This window comes from Nocardia sp. NPDC004573 (assembly GCF_053602135.1).
Genome location: NZ_JBSGDA010000008.1, coordinates 268047 through 288918, shown reverse-complemented (window position 1 = coordinate 288918; position 20872 = coordinate 268047). Strand labels below are relative to the sequence as shown.

Genomic DNA, 20872 nt, shown 5'->3' with positions numbered 1-20872 from the left:
CGCTTACCCGCGGATCTGTTCGGTAGGGGCGAGGTCGACCGCACCGTGCGGGTGCTCGACGCTGTGGCCTCGGCGCGACTGCGCTGGACCACGCTGGTCAACCGGCGCGAGCCGCGTTCGCGGGTGGACGACCGGCGGCTGGCGCTCGTGGTCACCGATCGGCGGATCGAGGCGCACGACCAGGACGTGGTCAGCCTGCGGCTGGCCGCCACGGACGGGCGCGCGCTGCCGCCTTGGCGCCCCGGCGCCCACCTCGACCTGGAGCTGCCGTCCGGCCGCCTGCGGCAGTACTCACTGTGCGGCGACCCGGCCGACGTGCGCGCCTACCGGGTGGCAGTGCGCCGGATCCCGGAAGGCGGCGGCGGTTCCGTGGAGGTGCACGACGCGCTCCCGTTGGGCTCGCCGATCGTGGCGCGCGGGCCGCGCAACGCCTTCCCGTTCGCCGTGCCCGGCCATGGATCGCCCGCCGCGCGCCTGCATTTCGTCGCCGGCGGCATCGGCATCACGCCGATTCTGCCGATGGTCAGGCTGGCGCACCGCCTGGGCGTCGAATGGACCATGGTGTACACCGGGCGCAGCCGGGACACGCTGCCTTTCCTCGCGGAGATCACGGCATTCGGCGATCGCGTCGTCGTGCGCACCGACGACGAGCACGGCCTCCCCGATGCGAGCGCCCTACTGCCCGGCGTCGGGCCGGACACGGCGGTCTATTGCTGCGGCCCGGTGCCGATGATCACCGTGATCGCCGACGCCGTACGTGAAATGCCCTACGTGGAACTGCATTCGGAGCGGTTCTCGCCACCGCCGATCGTGAACGGCAAGCCGTTCGAGATCCAATTCGCCTCCACCGGGGAGGTTGTGGAGGTCGGCGCGGATCGTTCCGCGCTCGACGCCGTCCTCGCCTCCCGGCCCGACCGCCCGTACTCGTGCAGGCAGGGTTTCTGCCGCACGTGCAAGGTCCGGGTGCTGGCCGGCGAACCCGACCACCGCGACAGCGTCCTCACCGATGCCGAACGCTCGGCGGGCGCGATGCTCGTCTGCGTCTCGCGCGCCGACGGCGGCCGCCTCGTGCTCGATCTGTGATCCGGCTGCCGAGCCGGTCGAGGAGAGAATGATGACCACTACCGAAATCGCCGAACTCACGGCGGTCGAACGAACCGTGCGCAGCGGCGAATTCGACCTCGCCGTCTACGAACACGGTGACCCGGCCGCGGAAACCGTGGTGCTGGTGCACGGCTGGCCCGACACCCATCACCTCTGGGACGCGGTGGTGCCGAAGCTGGCCCAGCGGTTCCACGTCGTCGCCTACGACACCCGCGGGCACGGGCGCTCCACCCGCACCCGGCGCACCGCCGACTTCCGGCTCGATCGCCTGGCCGCGGACTTCTACGCCGTCGCCGACGCGGTGAGCCCCGACCGGCCGGTGCACGTGCTCGCCCACGACTGGGGTTCGGTGCAGGTATGGGAAGCGGTGTGCGAGCCCCGCGCGGCCGACCGGATCGCGTCGTTCACCTCCGTCTCGGGGCCGAACCTGGACCACATCGGCAAGTGGATCCGCGACCGGCTGGCCCGCCCGACGCCGCGCAACGTGTGGCAGCCGTTCACCCAGTTGCTCTCGTCGACTTACACCTTCTTCTTCATGACCCCCGGGCTGCCGCGCGCCACCTTCGGCCTGGTCGGGACCGAACGCATCTGGCGGCGGGTCGTCTCGATCATGAACGAGACCGCGCCGTCGAACGTGCGCCTCGGCCCGACCTTCCGCGCCGACATCGTCGACGGATTGCTGATCTACCGCGCGAACATCGTGCAACGCGTGCTCGCTCCGCGTGAGCGGCACACCGAGGTGCCGGTGCAACTGATCGTCGCCGCACGCGACGTCGCCGTGCGGCCCGCGGGATTCGACGACGCACCCAAGTGGACCGACCGGTTGTGGCGGCGGGACGTGGCCGCCGGGCACTGGATGCCGTTCTCGCATCCGGAACTGCTGGCCACCGCGACCACCGAACTGATCGATACACTCGGGGGCGCGGCGGCGCCACGGACCCTGCGCCGCGCCGAAGTCGGCCGCCCCGCGCGGCCGTTCGAAGACCAGCTGGTGGTCATCACCGGCGCGGGCAGCGGAATCGGCCGTGCGACCGCGCTCGCCCTGGCCCGTCGTGGCGCCGAGGTCGTCGTCTCCGACATCGATGTCGCGGCGGCGAAGGAGACCGCCGAGCTGATCGCCGCCGAACACGGGGTGGCGCACGCGTATCCGCTCGATGTCGCCGACGAAGGCTCGATGCGGGAGCACGCCGCGACGGTGCTGCGTACCCACGGCGTGCCGGACATCCTGATCAACAACGCCGGGATCGGTCAGGCCGGTGGATTCTTCGAGACCTCGGCGGAGGACTTCGACCGGGTGCTGCGGATCAACCTCGGGGGCGTGGTGAACGGTTGTCGCGCGTTCGGTCCGGCCATGGCCGAACGCGGCCTCGGCGGGCACATCGTGAATCTCTCCAGCATGGCGGCCTACAGCCCGCAGCAGGGGTTCAGCGCCTACGCCACCAGCAAGTCGGCGGTGTTCATGTTCTCCGACTGTCTGCGAGCCGAAGTGGCCGGACGCGGCATTGCGGTGCACACCATCTGCCCCGGCATCGTGCACACCGATATCGTGCGGCGCACCCGGTTCTCCGGTGTCGGCGCGGAGGAGGAGAAGCGCAAGCAGGAGCGCTACGACAACCTCTACCGGATGCGTCGTTACGGCCCGGAGAAGGTGGCCGAGCGGATCGTGCGGGCCGTCGAGGGCAATCACAGCATCGTGCCGGTGACGCCGGAGGCCCACTTGCAGTACCACTTCGGGCGGCTGGCGCCGGGCATCGTCCGATTCCTGGCGGCGCGGGTGAAGCTGACCTGATCAGGAGGCGAGGGTGCGGGCGAGTTCGGCCTCGACGGCCTCGACTCGCGCGCGCTCGATGCCCCACGGGTGCTCGACGCCCACCCGGCGATCCAGATCCCACAGCACGCATTCCTCGCCCGGCGCTGCCACGAACGACCATGCCACCACGGTGCGGCCGAGCTGCTCGGCCATGGTCCCGTGCGCCGGGTTCGGCGGCCCGTCGCCTTCTGGAAAGTGATGCAGGAAGCGGCCGTAGGCAGTAGCGCAGAAATCGGCGTAGCGCTTGGTGCAGAGGATGAACCCGTGCCATGCCTCGTCCACCGCGTGCGACGGCATGCCGATCACCCGATCGTCGCGCATGGCGGCGCCGCAGCACAGCAGCCACTGCCGCAGACCCGTTTCCACCGATTCCCGCGGCTGCCACGGACAGGTCTTGTAAACGGCTTCGGGCAGTTCCAGCGCGGCGACGGCGGCGCGGACGGCCGTCAGGTCGATCTCGCGCGCCGGGGATCGACGCAACCTGAAGTTCACCACAGTTCACTGTACGTGCGCGCCGATGCGCCGCTACCGTTCTGACATGAGCGCACTCATCCTTCTGTTCGTCCTCTTGATGGTGCTGCTCCTCGTGGCGGTGCCGATCATCGTCGTGGTCGTCATCATCCGCTCGCAGCGTGACCGGTTCCTGCCGCCGCCACCTTATGGTGGGTGGGGCGGTCACCGAAGCGGGGGATCCAACGAGGGGGGCTCCACAGATCCGTTCTGGGCGGCCGGCGGCGCCGGTCTGTTCGGCGGATTCGACCAGCCGCACAGCGGTGGCGGTGGGCATCGCCACCACCATCACGATCATCATCACCATGGCAGTAGCTGCGGCGGCGGAAGCGGTAGCAGTTGCGGTGGCGGAAGCAGTTCCAGCTGTGGTGGCGGGAGCAGTTCCAGTTGCGGCGGGGGCAGCAGCTCCAGCTGTGGCGGGGGCAGCAGTTCCAGTTGCGGCGGCGGTTCCTGACGCAGGATTTGACCTCAACACAGCTTCAGGTTTCATGCTGATCTTCGTCCGAGACGGCAAGAAACGACGAAGGATGTGTCATGCGGGCTGTGCAAGCCAGTGAGTTCGGCGGACCGGAAGTGCTCGAGGTGCGCGAGCTACCGGATCCGGCGGCCGGGCCGGGAGAGGCGGTCATCGATGTGGCCGCCGCGGACGTGATGTTCCTGGACACCCGGCTGCGGTCGGGCTGGGGAACCGATTTCTTCGCGATCGAGCCGCCCTACGTGCCCGGCGGCGCGGTCGCCGGGGTGGTGGCATCGGTCGGTCCCGGCGTCGATCCCGCCTGGGTGGGCAAGCGAGTGTCGACGCCCACTGCCGCCAGCGGCATCGGCGGGGGCTTGCCGATCGGCGGATACGCGGAGAAAGCGCTCGCCAAGGCGGACACGCTGATGGCCTTGCCCGACGGGCTGACCGCGACGCAGGCCGTCGCGCTCACCCACGACGGCAGGACCGCGCTGGCCGTGTTCGACCGCGCCGCCGTCCAGCCGGGGGAGTGGGTCTTGATCACCGCCGCGGCCGGAGGGTTGGGCGTCCTGCTGATCCAGCTGGCCCGGGCGGCGGGCGCGCACGTGGTGGCGGCCGCGCGCGGCGCGCAGAAGCTGGAACTGGCCGAGCGACTCGGCGCGACCGCGGTGGTCGACTACTCCGCGCCCGACTGGGCGGAGAAGGCGCGGGCCGCCACCGGAACGGGCGCGCACGTGGTGCTCGACGGTGCGGGCGGCGCACTCGGAGAGGCCGCGCTGACGGTCGTCGCTGATGGCGGGCGTTTCCTCGGATACGGCGCTGCCGCAGGCGAATTCGCCGCACTGGACCGGGAGGCCGCCGCGGCGCGCGGTGTCACCGTCTACGGGCTGTTCGACATCACCGGCGCGGACGTCGATTGGCAGGCGCTGGCCCGGCGCGCCCAGGATGAGGTCGCCGCCGGGCGTTTGGAGGTCGTCGTCGGCCAGACCTTCCCGCTCGACGCAGCCGATCGGGCACATGCCGCCATCGAGTCGCGGGCAGCATTAGGGCGCACTTTGTTAACAGTGTGAATAAAGCGGCGAACTGGACAATTGACGTAGTGCGCGGTCCCGGTCACAGCGCTAGGGTGCCGGGGTGGAAACTCTGCTCATCGTCGCAATCGTCATCGTGGTCCTCGGCTTCGTGGTCGCTGTCGTGCAGTTCGCCAGCCGGCCACCGAAGGAAGCCGAGCCATGGGACGACCATGACGAGGCCGAGGACTACGACGACTGGGACGAGGACTACCGCGAGGGCTGACCCCGCTCCGCCGGGGTCAGCACCACGACCGCGATGGGCCGCTTGGTCAGCTTCTGATAGGCGCTGTAGCGACCCTTGTTCACCTTGTCGACGAGCGCCCACCGCCGGGCGTACTCGGGATCATCCGGCAGTGTCGCCCGGGCCCGCACCGTCAGTTTCCGCCGCCCGACCTGGATCTCGCACTCCGGTCGCGCCTTCAGATTCGCCAGCCACCCCGGCGGCCGCGGCGACCCGCCGTTGGACGCCGTAACCAGATAGTTCCCGCCGTCGCGCGCGTAGGTCAGCGCCGAAGTCCGCTCCTTGCCGGACTTGCGCCCCACCGTTCGCAGCAGCAGCGTCGGATTCCCCAGCAGCAGCCGATGCCCCACCAGCCCACCGCTGTTCTCGTACACCCACTGATGCGCCTTCAGCACCTTCGCGAACAGACCGGCCATACCTGACCCTCCAGTAAGTTTCCGACCCACCCACCCTATGCCATCGACACCGACTGGTCCCCGACCCGCCGGACCCGGTAGCATCCCCAACGCCTGCGGTCCCCCGCGGCGCGGGGCGGTAGCTCAGTCGGTTAGAGCCGTGGACTCATAATCCATTGGTCGCGGGTTCGAGCCCCGCCCGCCCCACAAACACCCGCTGACCAGCGGGTTTTTGTTTTTCTGGAGAGGTTCCGATCTAGAACAGCGATATTGCTGCCGGGCTTCTTCGTGGCTACAGGGGCCCGGGAACATCCACCAGAGAAGTCGCGCTATGGCCGAGGGATCGCCGTGGACAGGCTCGGCTCAGCGCGGGCGTGCCACGTTCTGGGGGAACTGCCCCTGCACGTTGCCGGGTGGGTTGTAGAGAGCGACGGCGGCAGTCCAGCCGTTCTCCGAGGCGTACCCGATACCGAGTCGGGTGCTGGCCTTCCACACGACCTGCGTGAAATGCCCGGTTGCCATGCTGAATCCGGGGTTGTTGAAGTCGTAGTCCTTGATCTCGTCGTACCACATCTTCGTGCCCATCTGGACAAAGGAGACAGCGTCCCAGTTGCCCTGGCCCCCGACGAGGTTCTCCCCGGCCCCGTTCTTGTAGGGGCAGCTGTGATCGATCGCGCGCTTTTGGGCGTAATACTTCGCGCATTGGTCGGCCAGGTTGTTCAGGTTCTGGGTCGAGGTCATGGCCGGGGAACCGTGCTTGGCCCGGTACTGGTTGTGCAGGGTGAGCCCGGTCTGCGCGTAATCGCTCTGTCCGGCGGCCGTGCCTCCGCCGGCGACGAACGCGGCGAGCATCACCGCCGCAACAACCGATGCCAACCGACCAACACGCACGACGACCTCCTGAGGCAAAGTTAGGACACGACAGAAGCGAACACGCAGACCTTGGAACCCTCACACGCCGTGAGGGTTTCGGGATCAGGTGAGCCTACCGGGTCTCGCTGCGAGGGTGATTTCCCGTGGCTGATTCCGGACCACGTCTACAGCCGGTCTACAACTCGGCTGTCCATCCCCTGACCCTTCCTCCGCAGGACCACCGCTCCGGGCTCACGCTATCCGGCCGAGGAGGGGCCTTCTCGCCGTGGTTTCGATGGGTCGAGATGTCGATCTTGTCGACTATCGAGTGTCAACTGCAACCGATGAGGACCGTCATGGATCTACCGCAGATGTCGAGGGGGCGCACCGTGTGGTCGGGTCGCTGGTTTCGGCTGCGTCAGCAAGTAGCCCTGCTACTGCCAGCTCCTGCGGGCTGCGGAAAGGCGTATGCGCTCAGGCGTGAGTACGGCGGGTGGACTGGGCGGCCGGTGCGGGGCGTGCGTCGCCTGCGGTGGGTGACTCTGCCCAGGTACTACACGCGCAAGGTTCCAGCCAATGACGTCGAGGCCGCTACGGATTGGCTGTTGGAACGTCGAGGACTGTAGGCCCCGATAGACGCAAGAATCCTCTCGGATTCGACGCTGAGGGGGTTCTGTTGTACTCGGGCCTTCCCCTTCGCTCGTGCCGACCTTCGCGGCACCGAACGGGGTGAGGCTTCCGCCCGTTCGAGCCTCGCCCGTCCCGCAAAGTACTTCTGAGCTGGAAAATTCGGGAAGGTCGCTGTCGGCGGCGGGGGCTCGGTGGACGGGTGGGGTGAGAGGCAGCGCCATCACTAATGGACGACGTCGAAGAGGAATCCCTCGATCGTGACTCCCGGTGCGAAGGAGAAGGCGACGCCGGTCGAGGTCGGGTTGTCCGGCTCTGTTCGAGCGGCGATCCGTTCGAGCACGAAGATCAGGGAGACGCTCGACATGTTCCCGTATTCGCCGAGGACCTGCCAGCTCGTCGCCGCGGCTTCGGGCGGGAGGCCGAGTGATCGCGCGGATTCGAGCAGGATCTTCGGGCCGCCCGGGTGGATCGCCCACGCCTGGATGTCGGACTGTCGCAAGTTGTTGCGGCGCAACATTTCTCCGACGACGGGAGCGACGCCGTCGTAGATGTACCTGGGCACGTTCTCCGACAGCTCGCAGGTGATGCCGTCGTGGTTGACGCCGACCGCGATGCCGTCCTCGGTGGCCTCGAACAGGTGGGTGAATCTGTCCCGGATGACGATCGTCCCCGCTTCGGCCTGCTCCGGCCCTGGGTGCGCTCCGATGACCACCGCGCCGCACCCGTCGCCGAACAGGCTGTGGACCACCGCGTCGTCGATGTCTTCGACGGGGACCGCGTGCACCGAGTTGAGCTCGATACACAGGACCATCGCCTTCTTGTCCGGGTTGGCCCGGACGAAGTCCGAGGCGGTGCGGATTCCGTTCATCGCTGCCGCGCAGCCCATGAAGTTGACCACCAGGCGAGCGACCGAACGAGGCAGGCCGAGATGTTCGACGACCGCGACGTCGACGCCGGGGGCGATCACGCCGGTGCTCGTGGCGAACACGAGAAGTCCGAGGTCGTTCGGGTCGATGCCCGCCAGCGCGCGCCGCGCCACATCGACCGCCAGTGGCGCGGCGTGGCGGTAGAACAGGTGCATGCGATCCTGGATCAGCGCTGATCCGCCGCCGGATGCGGGAAGCGGGTAATCCAGCGGGTCGACTGCGAAGTGCCGGGTGTTGATCATGGTTTTGCGGAAGATGCGTCTGATCCGGTTCTGCTGCTCTGGATCGGTGAATCGCTCGGCTATCCAGTCCGCTGCGACGGATTGGTCGAGGACCCGGCCGGGCGCACCGGTCGCGATCGCTGCGATGACGGGCACTGTCGTCGGCGGTGTCGAGGGAATCGGATGCTCGGCGATGCGGGTGAGAAGCGTCCGGTCGGTGGCGATTGGCATGGAATCCGTTCTTCCTAGCTGGTGCGATGGGGAACGCGCATCCCCATCCTCGAATAGCAAATGGACAGCAACTAGGCCCCCCAGGGGGTGGATCCCCACCCCCTGTGTCCGAAAATTCCGGATCCGCACAACGCGGCGCTACGATCACGCCGACACTCTGAGAGGAAATGATGATCAAGTCGACGTCCTTCGCCGCTGCGCTGTCCGCGGCCGCTGCCGCTCTGCTCTTCCTGCCGGCCGCGCCCGCGCACGCTCAGTCCCTCCAATGCGCCAGGGCCATCGAGCTGATCAACGTCGCGATCGACACGAGCGGTGGCACCCTGGACGACGCGACCGCGACAGCGCTGTCCGACCGGCTGAGCGGCCTGGCCGTTGTGGCCCAAGGTGCGGAGCGGGAGGTCATCACCGCTTACGCCGCCGCGCTGGTGGATGAGAACGTCACCGACCTGAACCCCTACACCGACGAACTCAATCGCGTCTGCGCCTGACCGCGGCAACGCGCACTCGGGCGCGATGCTCGGAAACGCGGTGACTCGATTGTGCCGGGTGGCTGCGCCCGCCCGGCGCGTCGGGTGATCGGTCACGCTTGGCGGACGCTCTCGGGCTCCGCCGGGCTCGATCGGTCGGCGCCGCGTTCGTTGCGCTGCGCTGCCATGATCGGAGTTGCGCCATGAACGCCTGGGATAGGCGATCGCTGGTGTTCGAGGCGCCTGTCCGCATTCGGTAGATTCATCCGATGAATAGCGACCCATGTGTCTCGAACGAGTGGGGTGCTCGAATCCCGGACCACAGCCGATGGTTTGCCGCCCTGTCGGTCATAGCCTTCCCGGCATTCCCAGTGTTGGAGTCAGCTGCCGCGATGGCGATGGGACACTCTGACGGGTGAACGAGCGACTCGCCGCTGAGATGTCCGTCGGGACATGGGATTACGATGATCGATTACCGCGGCTCCCCATCCCAGGGCTGGCGGAAACCTGCGAGCGGTTTCTCGAGCGGTGCTCGCCGTTGCTGACCGATGCGGAATTCGCTGCCACGGCAGCCTGCGTGGAGCAGTTCCTCGCGCCGGACAGTCCGGCGCGGAAGTGGCAGAGTGAAATCGAGCGATTCGATCGGACGCCGGGCGTGCACAGTTGGCTCGACGCATTCTGGAAGTCTCGCCATCTCGGTTACCGGGACAATATCGCGTTCAACGCGAATTCCTTTTTCCTGTTCCGGGACTCGGAGCGGGGGCAACTCGAACGTGCCGCCGAACTGATCGTGCGCGCCGCCGCGTACAAATCCGAACTCGACGCCGAGATGGTGTCGCCCGTGCTGCTGCGCGGACGGCCGCAGTCCATGCACCAGAACAGGTGTCTGTTCTCCACCACCAGGATCCCCGGGATCGAATCCGATACCGTGCGCTCCGTCTACAGTGCCGCGGACCCCGGCCCGTCGACGGCCCGGCACATCGTCGTCCTCTTCCGGCATCATGCGTTCCGAATGGACATTTTCGCAGCTGACGGCACCCCGCATCGCATCGAGGACGTGATCGCCGGACTGGATGCGATCAAGGCAGCCGAGGCGGACGGGGAGTTGTTCCCCGGAGCGCTGACCACGAAACCGCGCGCGGCATGGGCAAGGATCCGGCAGGTCCTCGTCGAGGATCCGGACAATCTCGCCGCACTCGAGACGATCGAAACGGCGCTGTTCTGCCTGGCGCTCGAGGACTTCGCGCCGCGAGACGAACGCTCGGCTTGTGACCAGCTCATGCATGGGGACGGCGGGAACCGCTGGTACGACAAAGCGTTGACATTCATCGTGTTCGCCGATGGCCGCGCAGGCGTCAACATCGAGGAGTCCGGGCTGGACGGAACCACCGTGGCAGGCTTCTGCGACGCGATCCTGACCGGTACGACAGCCGTCGCAACGGGTAAGCCCGGCCGAGCGCCGGTGCTGACACCGATCGAATTCCGGCTCGACGAGCAGCTGCGGCAGGAGATCCGGCAAGCCTCGGCCGACTTCGCGGCGCAGGCGGGCGATACCGCCACGGAGGTCGTGACGTTCGACGACTTCGGCGCGGACACCGCCAAACGTCTCGGAATCTCCCCGGATGCGTTGGTGCAAGTGGCTTACCAACTGGCCCATCAACGGTCCAGGGGACTGCTCGGCTCCACCTACGAATCCGTTGCCGTGCGGCATTACCGCCACGGCCGCACGGAGGCCCTCCGGGCGGTCACCCCCGAAGTCGTTCGCTTCGTGGGATTGATGAGCGACTCAAAAGCCACATCCGGCGCTCGGGCCGAAGCGCTACGTGCCGCGGCGCAGGCCCATGTCGCGAACACCAGAGACTGTCAGGCGGGTCGCGCTCCCGAACGGCATCTGGCGGAGCTGCTGCGAATCCAGCGGCACCACGGCGACAAACCGCACCCGCTCTACGAATCGCCCGGCTGGCGGATTCTGCGGGACGACTATCTCAGCACCAGCGCCGTGTCGTCGGTGAACGTTCGATACTTCGGGTTCGGGCCCACGAGCGACCGATGCATCGGGATCGGCTATCTCGTGCAGCCCGGCGGCTTCGACATGTTTCTCAGCGCACCCAGGAGCATCGAACAGGATATGCGCCGGTTCGCGCACGAGATTTCGGTCGCCATCCCGGAGTTGTGCGACCTGCTCGAGGCGACCTCCGTCGCCTAGCATTCGCGTGTCCATGCTGCCGAGTGAGCTACGTGACCGAGCGACGCACAACAGCGCCGATCACCCGCAGGAGTGAAGGTTCCACTCCGAGATGTGAGTGGGAATGAAAGCCTATCGAGAACTGCTGGGAAATCGGACAGTTCGGAATATGATTCTGTTGAGTCTACTGTTCCGGACTGTTCTCAACTCCCAATCCCTTTTGCTGGTAATGCACGTGCGGCATACGTTGGGCCTTTCCTACGGCGCCGCGGGCCTCTTGAGTACGGTGGTCTACCTGTGTATGGCCGGCACCGAGCTGCGGCGCGGCCCGCGGCTCGATCGATCGGGCTTGCGGGCCACCATGGCTCCGGCGATCCTGGTGAACGGGATGTGTTGGCTCATCGCGCCATTCGCTCCGTTTCCGGTGTTGCTGCTGCTCGCGGCGCTGGCGGGGTGGTTCGAGATACCGGTCATCAACGTCGCGAAACAGGCCATCACGATCGCCACGACCGAACAGGAGCGGCGACCGGCGCTCGCCGCGTACGAGGTCACCGCGGATGTCTCGCTTCTGGTCGGACCGCCGCTGGCTGTCGCGGCACTGACCATGTGGGACACGACGGCGGTGCTGCTCGTGGTGCGATTGGTGGCCGTGGGTTGCGGGGTCGTGTTATTGCGACAGAACCCGCCGCTGCGCACCGATCCGAGCGGAGTGTCACGGCGTGCCCCGCGGCGACTCTGGTTGAAAACCGGGTTCGTGGCGCCGTGCCTCGGCTACGCCGCAGCCGCTGCCGTCCTTTGTGCGGAGGAACTGAGTGTCATCACGGTGATGCACGATTTCGACGCCAAGAGTTCGATCGGACTGATGCTGGCCATCGGCGCGGCCGGCGCCGTGGCCGGTGGGTACGGCTACGGCGCGATCTCCAAACCCATTTCGCCGTATGTTCTGCTGGTAGGACTCGGAGTCGGGGTGTTGCCTTGTACCTTCGCACCCGGGCCCGTCGAGCTGGGCATAGCTGTTTTCACCGTCGGCGCTCTGGCCGGTGCGGTATTCCCGGCCAGCGGCGATCGGATGAATGCTGTGGTGTCCGAGGATGCCCTCGGCGAGGCCCTCGGGTTTCATGCCAGCCTGATGTGGGTCGGCGTGGCTTTGGGAAGCATCGTGGCGAGTCAGTCCGTCGACTTCGCCGGTTCGTCGGGAGGCTTCCTGTCCTCGGCCGCAATCGGAATCGTCGCGGGAATCGGGCTGGGCCGCATCGCGGCGCGTGCCGCCCCCACGCCCGGGGCGCCCGACGAAGTGAGCCGAGCACTCGTCGTCCGCGCGACGAAGCGGATACTGGACGCTGCCCTCGGCGACAACCTCTATGGTTCACTCGACGCCACGCCGGAGGGAAATGGCACCTCTGAGAAGACGGCGAATCCGCCGGTTCTCGAAGACCATGACCGAGCGGACCTCTCGGCAGTATCGTCCTCGAATTCCGAAGCCGCCGAGCCGGGGCGTTCCGAAATGCGACGCGTTTCGACACCGTGGACCAGGATTCCGCCGCCGCGTGCGCCCAAGGGCTCGCCATGGAGTCGGCGCCCGGTGTGATTTCGCGAATGCGACTCCTGTGGCCGACGAGCCATGCGTTCTAGTTGCAACTACCATCTGGAAGGTTTACCAACCGTGACATCTATTCGTACGCACTGTTCGAATCTTCCGAATCCGCTCGGGCGCACGACCAGTACCACATACGAGAGACGTAGTCTCGATCGAGCGGTGAACCTGTCGGACGCCCATTGTCGTCAACCGCTGACAGCCTCGCAGATCGAGATCGTCGAACGGTTCCCAGAGCTGTTCTACGAGGCGCGAAAGCAATCGCAGTCCGAGTTGGAGGAGGCGTTCCTCGCCGCCTTCCTGCGCCTGGCCGGAGAGCCGATGCATCAGGATGTCTCCAGGTATATGCTGTCGTACTCCGCGTCCTCCGCGATAACGATGGTGGTAAGCCACTGCGCTCGGGCAGGCAAGCGAGTCGCCTTGATCGAGCCGGTGTTCGACAATATTTCGTCCATCCTGCGCCGCGAGAATGTCGAGCTGGTGCCGCTGTCGGAGCAGGACTGCACGGTCGAACACCTGCCGAGGGCGATTGCCCGGCTGGAACCCGCGGTGGTCTGGCTGGTCTCGCCGAACAACCCCACCGGGTGGACGCTGTCCGAACCGGAGTTCAGGACACTGGTTCAGTGCTGCGCCGACCGCGGTTGCACCCTGGTTCTCGACTCGTCGTTTCGTTTCTTTTCCCCCGTTCCGATCGGCTGGTCCCAGTACGAGGTGCTGGAGGGATCCGGGATCTCGTATATCGTGCTCGAAGATACGGGGAAAACTTGGCCGACCAGTGAGATCAAGGTCGGATTGACGGTATGCAGTCCGGATATGTACAAAGACATGTACCGGCTGCACGACGACCTGTTGCAGAGCGTCTCTCCTTTCCATCTGCGGGTGCTGACGGAATTCATCGAGGACAGCTCGAGGAACGGTGTGGAGCGTAGTGTCCTGCCAGTTGTGCTGCAGAACAGGTCCATCCTGCGGTCGATCCTGCCGGACGGACCGTTGGAATTCATCACCGACATGCGATCGCCGGTTTCGGTGGACTGGCTGCTTCTCCGCGACGGGCTCGATTGCGGTGACTTCGTCCACGAGGCCATTCGGGCGGGCGTGCACGTCCTACCCGGAACGAACTTCTTCTGGAAACAGCCGGACCGCGGGCGAAATTTCGTTCGCGTCGCCTTGGCCCGCGACCCGCAACTCGTGCGGGAGGGCGCGCAGTTGCTGCGCGACACCGCGATCCGGCTCGCCGCGAAGGACGCGCGACCATGAACGCTCGATCGAGCCGTTATCGCGCCTTGCTCACCGGGGGCGCACCGACGCAAGCCGATATGGAATGGCTGCGGCAACAGAATCTCGAAGTCGAAGTTCGTGGCTCCGAGCTATCCGAAAGCGAATTGGCGGGTGCGCTGGTGGGCAAGGATGCCTACATCCTCGGTGGTCTGGAACGGGCGACCGCCGCCGCGTTGTCCACTGCCGACGACCTCAAAGTCATAGCGTTCCTGGGTGTCGGGTATCACGCGTACATCGATACCGCTGCGGCGACTACGGCGGGAATCGCGGTGACCAACGCGCCCGGGGCCAACGCGCGTGCGGTCGCGGAATTCACCATCGGGCTCATGCTCGATGCCTGGCGCGGGATCACGGATCTGGCGATGGAAACGAAGGCCGGTCGGTGGCAGGAGAGCAAGGGACGCAACCTGCATGCGAAGACGCTCGGCATCGTTGGTATGGGGGCCATCGGCACGATCGTCGCCCGGATAGCGGCCAGTGGGTTCGGGATGCGAGTGATCTACGTGAGCCGGACAGCGAAACCGGAACTGGAACGAGAGATCGCCGCTCGCCGGGTCGAGCTGTCCGAGCTGGTTGCCGAGTCCGATGTCATCAGCCTTCATGCTTCATACGGCCCGCAGACCGACCGGGTAATCGATGATGCGCAGCTTGCTGCCGTCAAACCAGGCGCGATCCTGATCAATACTTCCGAAGCGGACCTGGTGGATCCGGCGTCGTTGCGAGCCGCGCTGATGGACGGTCGCCTCGCGGCCGCTGCCATGGACGGCTACTACATCGTTCCCGCGCCTGCCGCACAGGACGATCCCCTCGGATTGCTCGCGTTGGACAATACCAAGTTTCTGGTCACGCCGTACGCGGCCGGTGCTACCGAAGAGTCCTTCCGCGCGATGCTCGAGGCCAACGTCGAGTCCATCGGGAATCTTCTCTCCACCGGGGAGGATCCACGAGTCGTCAACCCTGGCTTCCGTGACCATGCCCAGTGGTTGCCGGTGCGCCCCAGGACTCGTGACGAGGTCGAATCAGTCGGCCCGGGCTGAGGGAGTGGGTCGGTCTGCGCGCCGGGATGACACCTCGCGGACGATGCCGGATCAGGGGCGTCAGCGGTGGCGGCGTCGGTAGTCGATACAGGCGCCGGTTCGTCGGTCGGGCACCGTGTCAGCGGACATGTCAGGCCGGTGTCAGGCCGGTATCAGTCGAACCGGTGACAGTGCTCGTGTGAACAACACAGCAATTGCAGCTTCCGGGCTGTGCAAGGCATACGGGGACACAACGATCCTCGATGGCATTGATTTGAATATCGGTGCCGGGACGATTTTCGCTCTGCTCGGTCCGAACGGGGCGGGTAAGACGACGACGGTGAACGTGCTGACCACGCTGCTGAAGGCGGATGGCGGCACGGCGCGCGTCGCCGGGCGCGATATCGCGACCGAGCCCGACGCGGTACGCGCGGCGATCGGGGTCACCGGCCAGTTCGCGGCGGTGGACGACCTGCTGACCGGGGAAGAGAACCTGCGGCTGATGGCGGATCTGCACCACCTGCGGGCCGACGAGAGCAAGCGGGTGATCGCCGAATTGCTGGAACGGTTCGATCTGGTCGACTCGGCGCGAAAGCAGGCATCGTCCTATTCCGGGGGTATGCGCCGGAAATTGGATCTGGCGATGACACTGGTGACCAAACCGGAGATCATCTTCCTGGACGAGCCGACCACCGGACTGGATCCGCGCAGCCGCCGCACTATGTGGGAAATCGTGCGGGAACTGACGGCAGGCGGTGTGACGATCTTCCTCACCACCCAATACCTCGAGGAAGCCGATCAGCTCGCCGACCGGATCGCGGTGCTCGACCAGGGCCGCATCGTCGGCGAAGGCACTCCCGACGACCTCAAGCGCCGAGTGCCCGGCAGCCACATCCGGCTCCGGTTCGCAGGCATCACGGAACTGGACGCGGCGGCGCGCATCCTGGCCGCCGCCACCCGTGACGACGAGGCCCTGACCCTGCGGGTGCCGGGCGACGGCGGGACGAAATCACTGCGGGACCTGCTGAATCGGCTCGCCGAGCACTCGGTGGAGGCCGACGAGGTGTCCGTCCACACACCCGACCTCGACGATGTCTTCTTCGCCCTGACCGGTCACGCCACCACGGAGGTTGTCGCACAATGAGCACCATTCCCGCACCGCTGGCCGATTCGTCGATCATGCTGCGGCGCAACTTCAAGCACATCGCCCGGACGCCGGTCACGATCTTCAACGCGGCGCTGATGCCGGTCGTGATGATGTTGATCTTCGTGTATGTCTTCGGGAACGCGTTCGATGTCGGCGAACAGTACATCGATTACGCGACGCCGGGCATGATCCTGCTGGCCATCAGCTATGGATTGTCCGGCACCGCGGTATCGGTGAGTTCCGACATGGCGAAGGGCGTCATCAACCGGTTCAAGGTCATGAGCGTCTCCCGCGGCGCGGTGCTGACCGGCCACGTCGCCGCCACCGTAGTGACCAACGTGGTGGCCATCGCGGCCGTGCTCGGTGTGGCCTTCGCACTGGGATTCCGATCGCCCGCGACCGCGCTGCACTGGCTCGGTGCGATCGGCGTCATGGCGGCGACCTCGTTCGCGGCCGCCTGGCTCACGGTCGCGCTTGGCATGGCCGCGAAGACTCCGGAATCCGCGGGTATGACCGTGGTGCCGCTGATCATGCTGCCGTTCGTCAGCAGCGCGATCGTGCCCGCCGACCAGATGGGACCGGGTATCCGGCAGTTCGCGCAGTATCAGCCGTTCACGCCGATCATCGAAGCCTTGCGCGGGTTTCTCGGTGGACACCCGTCCGGCGGCTACACGGCCGCCGCGCTCGCCTGGTGCGCCGGGTTCGCCATCGTCGGATACCTGTGGTCGAGAGCCACGTTCGACAAGCGCGTGTAGTCACGCGCATCACCCCATATCGAATCCATTTTCCGAAGGAGACAGCCATGCCCACATTCGAGACACCGGACCCGATCACCGTCGCCGTCGACGTGCTCTCCGGAAGCGTCACCGTGATCGCCTCGGACCGTGCCGACACCGTCGTCGAAGTCCGGCCTGCCGATGCGGCCAAGCGGGGTGACGTGCGCGCCGCCGAGCAGACCCAGGTCGATTTCCGCGAAGGCACGCTGACCGTGCGAACGTCCAAGGACTGGCGCACCTATACCCCGTTCGGCGGTAACCCGTCCATCGAGGTGACCATCGAGGTGCCCACCGGCTCTCAGCTGAAGGGCACCGCCGCCGTGGGCCGGTTGCTGGGCTCGGGCGAACTCGGCGAGTGCGATCTGCGGATGTCCGCCGGGAACATCACTGTCGAGCGCCCGCGCGGCTCGGTGACCGCGAAAACCGCCAAAGGCGACATCCACATCGGCGAAGCATCCCGGGGCGTGCTCCGGCTGGAAACCTCCATGGGCGAGCTGCGGGTCGGAATCAGCCCGGGCAGCGCGGCATGGCTGGAGACCAACGCCGAGCACGGCACCGTGCACAACCAGGTGCAACCGATCGGCCGGTCGCAGGACAACGAGGACGTCGTGCGGGTCTACGCGCGCAACTCCTACGGCAACATCATCATCCGGCACGCCACCGCCGCCTAGCGCACCCAGCGCCGGCACACGCCCAACGGCGTCGTGCACCGCGTGGCCGGCTTCCGCCACGATCAAGAAAGGAGTGTCGTCTCGACCAGTTCACGCCAGCTCGCCTGCGCACCCTCCCTCGTCGCCTCGGTGAATCGTGTCTCACCGAGGCGACGTCGTGCTGTCTGCTCGATCCGGCCCACATCCGGTTGGGAACGATCGGGCAGTCCGCGCACTCGGGCACTGGCCGCGAGCAGACGCGCCGCCTGCTCGTCCTGGTCGTCGCGCAGCGCCAGATCCGCGACCCCGACGAGCACCTGGGCGACCAGGGGCGAATACCCCGTGGCGGATGCCGCCCGGAAGGCCGCGGCTCGTTGTTCGCGGGCTTCGTCGAGATCGTCCGCGAGGTAGCCGAGCAGGTCGTGGGTCACCGCTTGGATGTAACTCTGCTCCGCATCACCGCCGAGCAGGGTTGTCGCGAGGTCGATCTGCCGGTACGCCTGCTCGGTGTCGCCGCTCCACCGGGCCAGCTCCGCTTTCGTCAGGGCGAGTGTGGCCAGTGCGTTCGGCCAGGCGGACCGGTCCGCGTACCGCTGCGCCTCGGCCATGGCGGCCGCGCTCGCTTCGGCATCACCGAGCAGCCAGTACAGCTGAGCCTGCCGCGCCCGGATCAGGAAGACGTCCTCGATCGCGCCGACCTCGGTGACCACCCCGATCGCCTGGTCGAGATGTTCGCACGCGCCGGCGAACGCACCGCGCATGGCGATTCGATTCGCCACCTCGGTGAGCGCGAACGAAATCCCCCAGCGCTCGCCGATCGCCCGGAACTCGGCGAGCGCCGTCTCGAGATACTCGTCCGCCTCCCGTCCCTCTTGGCCGAGCGCGATCCGTGCCTTGCCCAGTTGAAGCCGCGCCAGCGCCCGCACCCAGGGGTCGTCGTCGGTGAGCAGCGGCTCGAAGGCGGGCAGCAACGCGTCCGGACCCTCCAGCATGCGTTCCATCGCGACGACGAACCCCAGCAGGGGGTACCGGCTTTCACTGCGTCGGCTCAACCGGTATGCCTTGTGGATCCATTCCGCGACTTGCTGTTCGTCGTTCGGCCCCGAGACCAGGAAATGCACGACCAGCCCGTACACCCTGGCCCGGATCTCGTCGTCCACTTCGCCGGGCAGGTCGGCGGCCGCGGTGATCAGCTCCATGCCCTCGGCCTTGTGCCCGCTGAGCCACCAGTACCAGCCCGCGGCCGCCGCCAGCCGTGTCGCCCCGGTCGCGTCGCCGGCCGTAAGGGCGCCGCGCATCGCGACAGCGATGTTGTCGTGTTCGGCCTCGAGCGTGGCGAGCCACGCCAACTGGTCGGCCCGGCGCAGGCGCGGCTCCGCGGCGTCGGCGAGTTCGGTGAAATAGGCGATATGCGCCCGGCGCGCCTGCTCGGATTCCCCCGCTTCCACGAGCCGGTCCAAGGCGTACTGCTTGATCGTGTCGAGCATCCGGAAGCGCGGCCCGCTGTCCCCGGCGGTGAGCAGCAGCGATTTCTCGGTCAGCGCGGTCAGCAGCTCGAGCACTTCCCACTGCTCTACCGCCGCGTTCTTTCCGTCCTCTTCGGGCCCGATCCCCGCGCAGACCTGCTCGGCCGCCTCCAGGCTCGCGCCGCCGGAGAACACCGCGAGCCTGCGCAGGACCATCCGCTCCGCGTCGGTGAGCAGCTCCCAGCTCCAGTCGACGACCGCGCGCAAGGTCCGGTGCTGCGGGATCGCGGTACGGCTGCCGCCGGTCAGCAAACGGAAACGATCATCGAGGCGGTTGGCGAGCTGATCGAGGGACATGGTGCGCAGCCTGGCCGCGGCCAGTTCGATCGCCAGCGGGATTCCGTCGAGCGCCCGGCAGACGCGAGCCATGGTCGACAGTGTGCGGGCATCGGCCGCGAGATCCTTGCGCACCGCCCCGGCCCGGTCCCGCAACAGCTGAACCGCCGGAGAGGACTCGATCTCGCCGGGATCCGCGTCCTCCGTGGGCAACGCAAGTGGCTCGACCTGCCATAACGCCTCACCTGTGATGCCGAGCGGTTCCCTGCTCGTCGCGAGGATCCGCAGCCGCCGGCATTCCCCGAGCACCCGGTGGGCGAATGCCGCGGCGGACTCGATCACGTGCTCGCAGTTGTCCAGGATCAGCAGGGTCTCGCGCTCGCGGATCGCCGCGACGAGGCGGTCCATCGGTTCGGCGTTCGGCGCGCCGCCGAGCAGCGCGTCCCGGAGGCCGAGCGCGGCGAGCGCCGATTGCGCCACGTCGCCACTCGCGCCGACCGACGCCAGTTCCACCAGCCAGGCCCCGTCCGGGAGGTCGTCGAGCATGGTGCGCGCGGTTTCCAGGGCCAGCCTGGTTTTTCCCGAGCCGCCGGGTCCGGTCAGCGTGGTGAGCCGATGGTCGGCGATGAGTTCGCGTACCGCTGCGATATCGGCGTATTTGCCTACGTATCTGGTCAACTCGGCCCGCAGGTTCGTCTTCGGGTCGGTCTTCTCCGCTCGCACTTCGCCGCGTAGCAGCGCGACGTGCAGAGCGGACAGTTCGGGAGAGGGATCAACGCCCAGCGTGTCGGCGAGTGCCTCCCGTGCGCGCTGGTACGCGACCAGCGCCTCGGCGCCACGACCTGCGGCGGCGAGCGCACGCATCAGCGCGGCGACGAGCCGTTCCCGCACCGGATGCCGGGCCACCAGTTCGGTCAACTCGGCGACCAGCTCCGTGCCCCGGCCGAGACGGATCTCCGCTTCGTACAGATCTTCCATGGCGGCCAGGCGCAGCCCCTCGAGCCGGGCGATCACCGCGTCGAACGCTGCGCTGTCGGATAGGCCGACGTCCTGCATCGGCGCCCCACGCCACAGGTCGAGAGCTTCGCGCAGCAGTGCGGCCCGATGCGCGTCGTCACCGCCACGGGCCTGGTCGAGAAGCTGTTCGAAACGCACGGCGTCGACGGCGCGGGGTTGCACCGCCAGCCGGTATCCGCCCGCCTGCCCGTCCAGCGACCCATCGGGCAGCACTCTTCGCAGGCGGGAGACCAGTGCCTGCAGGGCGTTCGCCGTGTCGGCGGGTGGCTGCTCGCCCCAAATCCGATCGACCAGCGTCGTTTTCGGGACCGCGCGACCGGGTTCGAGCGCGAGGGCGATCACCAGCGCCCGTAGCCGAGCGCCTGGCACCTCGATCGATCCGCCGTCTTCCAGTCGGATCTCGAGCGGTCCAAGCATCCCGATCAGCACCGGACCATTCTGCCGTGGACGATCGACGGTCGGCGGCGCCACCCGTCCCCCCGGTGACAAC

The 20872-nt window shown here is 67.2% G+C and carries 18 protein-coding genes and 1 tRNA gene; 14 read left to right on the top strand and 5 right to left on the bottom strand.

Annotated elements, in window-relative coordinates; genetic code table 11:
• Window positions 1-45 precede the first annotated feature (45 nt).
• Both ACWEKR_RS16165 and ACWEKR_RS16160 read left to right on the top strand, forming a co-directional pair.
• Window positions 46-1083, top strand: coding sequence for a PDR/VanB family oxidoreductase (locus tag ACWEKR_RS16165; RefSeq protein WP_452355141.1), 1038 nt, complete (start codon window positions 46-48; stop codon window positions 1081-1083).
• Window positions 1084-1111: 28 nt separating this feature from the next.
• Window positions 1112-2893, top strand: a complete 1782-nt coding sequence (locus tag ACWEKR_RS16160; protein ID WP_452355112.1) for an SDR family oxidoreductase — start codon at window positions 1112-1114, stop codon at window positions 2891-2893.
• On the opposite strand, the gene ACWEKR_RS16155 is transcribed toward ACWEKR_RS16160, so the two are convergent.
• Complete coding sequence (locus ACWEKR_RS16155) at window positions 2894-3406, bottom strand: hypothetical protein (protein WP_452355111.1); 513 nt, start codon at window positions 3404-3406, stop codon at window positions 2894-2896. It abuts the gene before it with no gap.
• Window positions 3407-3452: 46 nt separating this feature from the next.
• Here ACWEKR_RS16155 and ACWEKR_RS16150 point away from each other — a divergent pair, with 46 nt between their 5' ends.
• From ACWEKR_RS16150 to ACWEKR_RS16140, 3 genes are all read left to right on the top strand, one after another.
• Window positions 3453-3878, top strand: coding sequence for a hypothetical protein (locus ACWEKR_RS16150; RefSeq protein WP_452355110.1), 426 nt, complete (start codon window positions 3453-3455; stop codon window positions 3876-3878).
• A gap of 80 nt (window positions 3879-3958) precedes the next feature.
• Window positions 3959-4951, top strand: a complete 993-nt coding sequence (locus ACWEKR_RS16145) for a zinc-binding dehydrogenase (RefSeq protein ID WP_452355109.1) — start codon at window positions 3959-3961, stop codon at window positions 4949-4951.
• 64 nt (window positions 4952-5015) lie between these two features.
• Window positions 5016-5177, top strand: a complete 162-nt coding sequence (locus ACWEKR_RS16140) for a hypothetical protein (protein ID WP_452355108.1) — start codon at window positions 5016-5018, stop codon at window positions 5175-5177.
• Here ACWEKR_RS16140 and ACWEKR_RS16135 read toward each other — a convergent pair.
• Window positions 5162-5611 (bottom strand): nitroreductase/quinone reductase family protein, encoded by a 450-nt coding sequence (locus ACWEKR_RS16135; RefSeq protein WP_452355107.1) that lies wholly within the window; start codon window positions 5609-5611, stop codon window positions 5162-5164. The genes ACWEKR_RS16140 and ACWEKR_RS16135 overlap by 16 nt on opposite strands.
• A gap of 112 nt (window positions 5612-5723) precedes the next feature.
• Here ACWEKR_RS16135 and ACWEKR_RS16130 point away from each other — a divergent pair.
• Window positions 5724-5797, top strand: a tRNA-Ile gene (locus ACWEKR_RS16130).
• A gap of 156 nt (window positions 5798-5953) precedes the next feature.
• On the opposite strand, the gene ACWEKR_RS16125 is transcribed toward ACWEKR_RS16130, so the two are convergent.
• Complete coding sequence (locus tag ACWEKR_RS16125; protein ID WP_452355106.1) at window positions 5954-6481, bottom strand: CAP family protein; 528 nt, start codon at window positions 6479-6481, stop codon at window positions 5954-5956.
• 814 nt (window positions 6482-7295) lie between these two features.
• Window positions 7296-8450, bottom strand: a complete 1155-nt coding sequence (locus ACWEKR_RS16120) for a type III polyketide synthase (RefSeq protein ID WP_452355105.1) — start codon at window positions 8448-8450, stop codon at window positions 7296-7298.
• A 170-nt stretch (window positions 8451-8620) separates the two neighbouring features.
• On the opposite strand from ACWEKR_RS16120, the gene ACWEKR_RS16115 reads away from it, so the two are divergent.
• The 8 genes from ACWEKR_RS16115 to ACWEKR_RS16080 all read left to right on the top strand — a co-directional run bounded on the left by ACWEKR_RS16115 (window position 8621) and on the right by ACWEKR_RS16080 (window position 17584).
• Complete coding sequence (locus ACWEKR_RS16115) at window positions 8621-8938, top strand: hypothetical protein (RefSeq protein ID WP_452355104.1); 318 nt, start codon at window positions 8621-8623, stop codon at window positions 8936-8938.
• 394 nt (window positions 8939-9332) lie between these two features.
• Window positions 9333-11123 (top strand): choline/carnitine O-acyltransferase, encoded by a 1791-nt coding sequence (locus ACWEKR_RS16110; protein ID WP_452355103.1) that lies wholly within the window; start codon window positions 9333-9335, stop codon window positions 11121-11123.
• A gap of 148 nt (window positions 11124-11271) precedes the next feature.
• A complete protein-coding gene (locus ACWEKR_RS16105; RefSeq protein ID WP_452355102.1) occupies window positions 11272-12690 on the top strand; it encodes an MFS transporter in 1419 nt (472 codons plus the stop codon).
• Between the two features lie 168 nt (window positions 12691-12858).
• The gene (locus ACWEKR_RS16100; protein ID WP_452355101.1) at window positions 12859-13953 is read left to right on the top strand and encodes a pyridoxal phosphate-dependent aminotransferase; all 1095 of its coding nucleotides are present in this window, start codon (window positions 12859-12861) and stop codon (window positions 13951-13953) included.
• Window positions 13950-15011 (top strand): 2-hydroxyacid dehydrogenase, encoded by a 1062-nt coding sequence (locus tag ACWEKR_RS16095; RefSeq protein WP_452355100.1) that lies wholly within the window; start codon window positions 13950-13952, stop codon window positions 15009-15011. Before ACWEKR_RS16100 ends, ACWEKR_RS16095 begins: the two co-directional genes overlap by 4 nt.
• 127 nt (window positions 15012-15138) lie before the next feature.
• The gene (locus tag ACWEKR_RS16090) at window positions 15139-16134 is read left to right on the top strand and encodes an ATP-binding cassette domain-containing protein (protein ID WP_452355099.1); all 996 of its coding nucleotides are present in this window, start codon (window positions 15139-15141) and stop codon (window positions 16132-16134) included.
• Window positions 16131-16892 (top strand): ABC transporter permease, encoded by a 762-nt coding sequence (locus ACWEKR_RS16085; RefSeq protein WP_452355098.1) that lies wholly within the window; start codon window positions 16131-16133, stop codon window positions 16890-16892. Before ACWEKR_RS16090 ends, ACWEKR_RS16085 begins: the two co-directional genes overlap by 4 nt.
• 47 nt (window positions 16893-16939) lie before the next feature.
• The gene (locus ACWEKR_RS16080; protein WP_452355097.1) at window positions 16940-17584 is read left to right on the top strand and encodes a DUF4097 family beta strand repeat-containing protein; all 645 of its coding nucleotides are present in this window, start codon (window positions 16940-16942) and stop codon (window positions 17582-17584) included.
• 62 nt (window positions 17585-17646) lie between these two features.
• Here the strand turns inward: ACWEKR_RS16080 and ACWEKR_RS16075 are convergent, their stop codons facing one another.
• Window positions 17647-20811: a BTAD domain-containing putative transcriptional regulator gene (locus ACWEKR_RS16075; RefSeq protein ID WP_452355096.1), complete on the bottom strand. Its 3165-nt coding sequence runs from the start codon at window positions 20809-20811 to the stop codon at window positions 17647-17649.
• Window positions 20812-20872 lie beyond the last annotated feature (61 nt).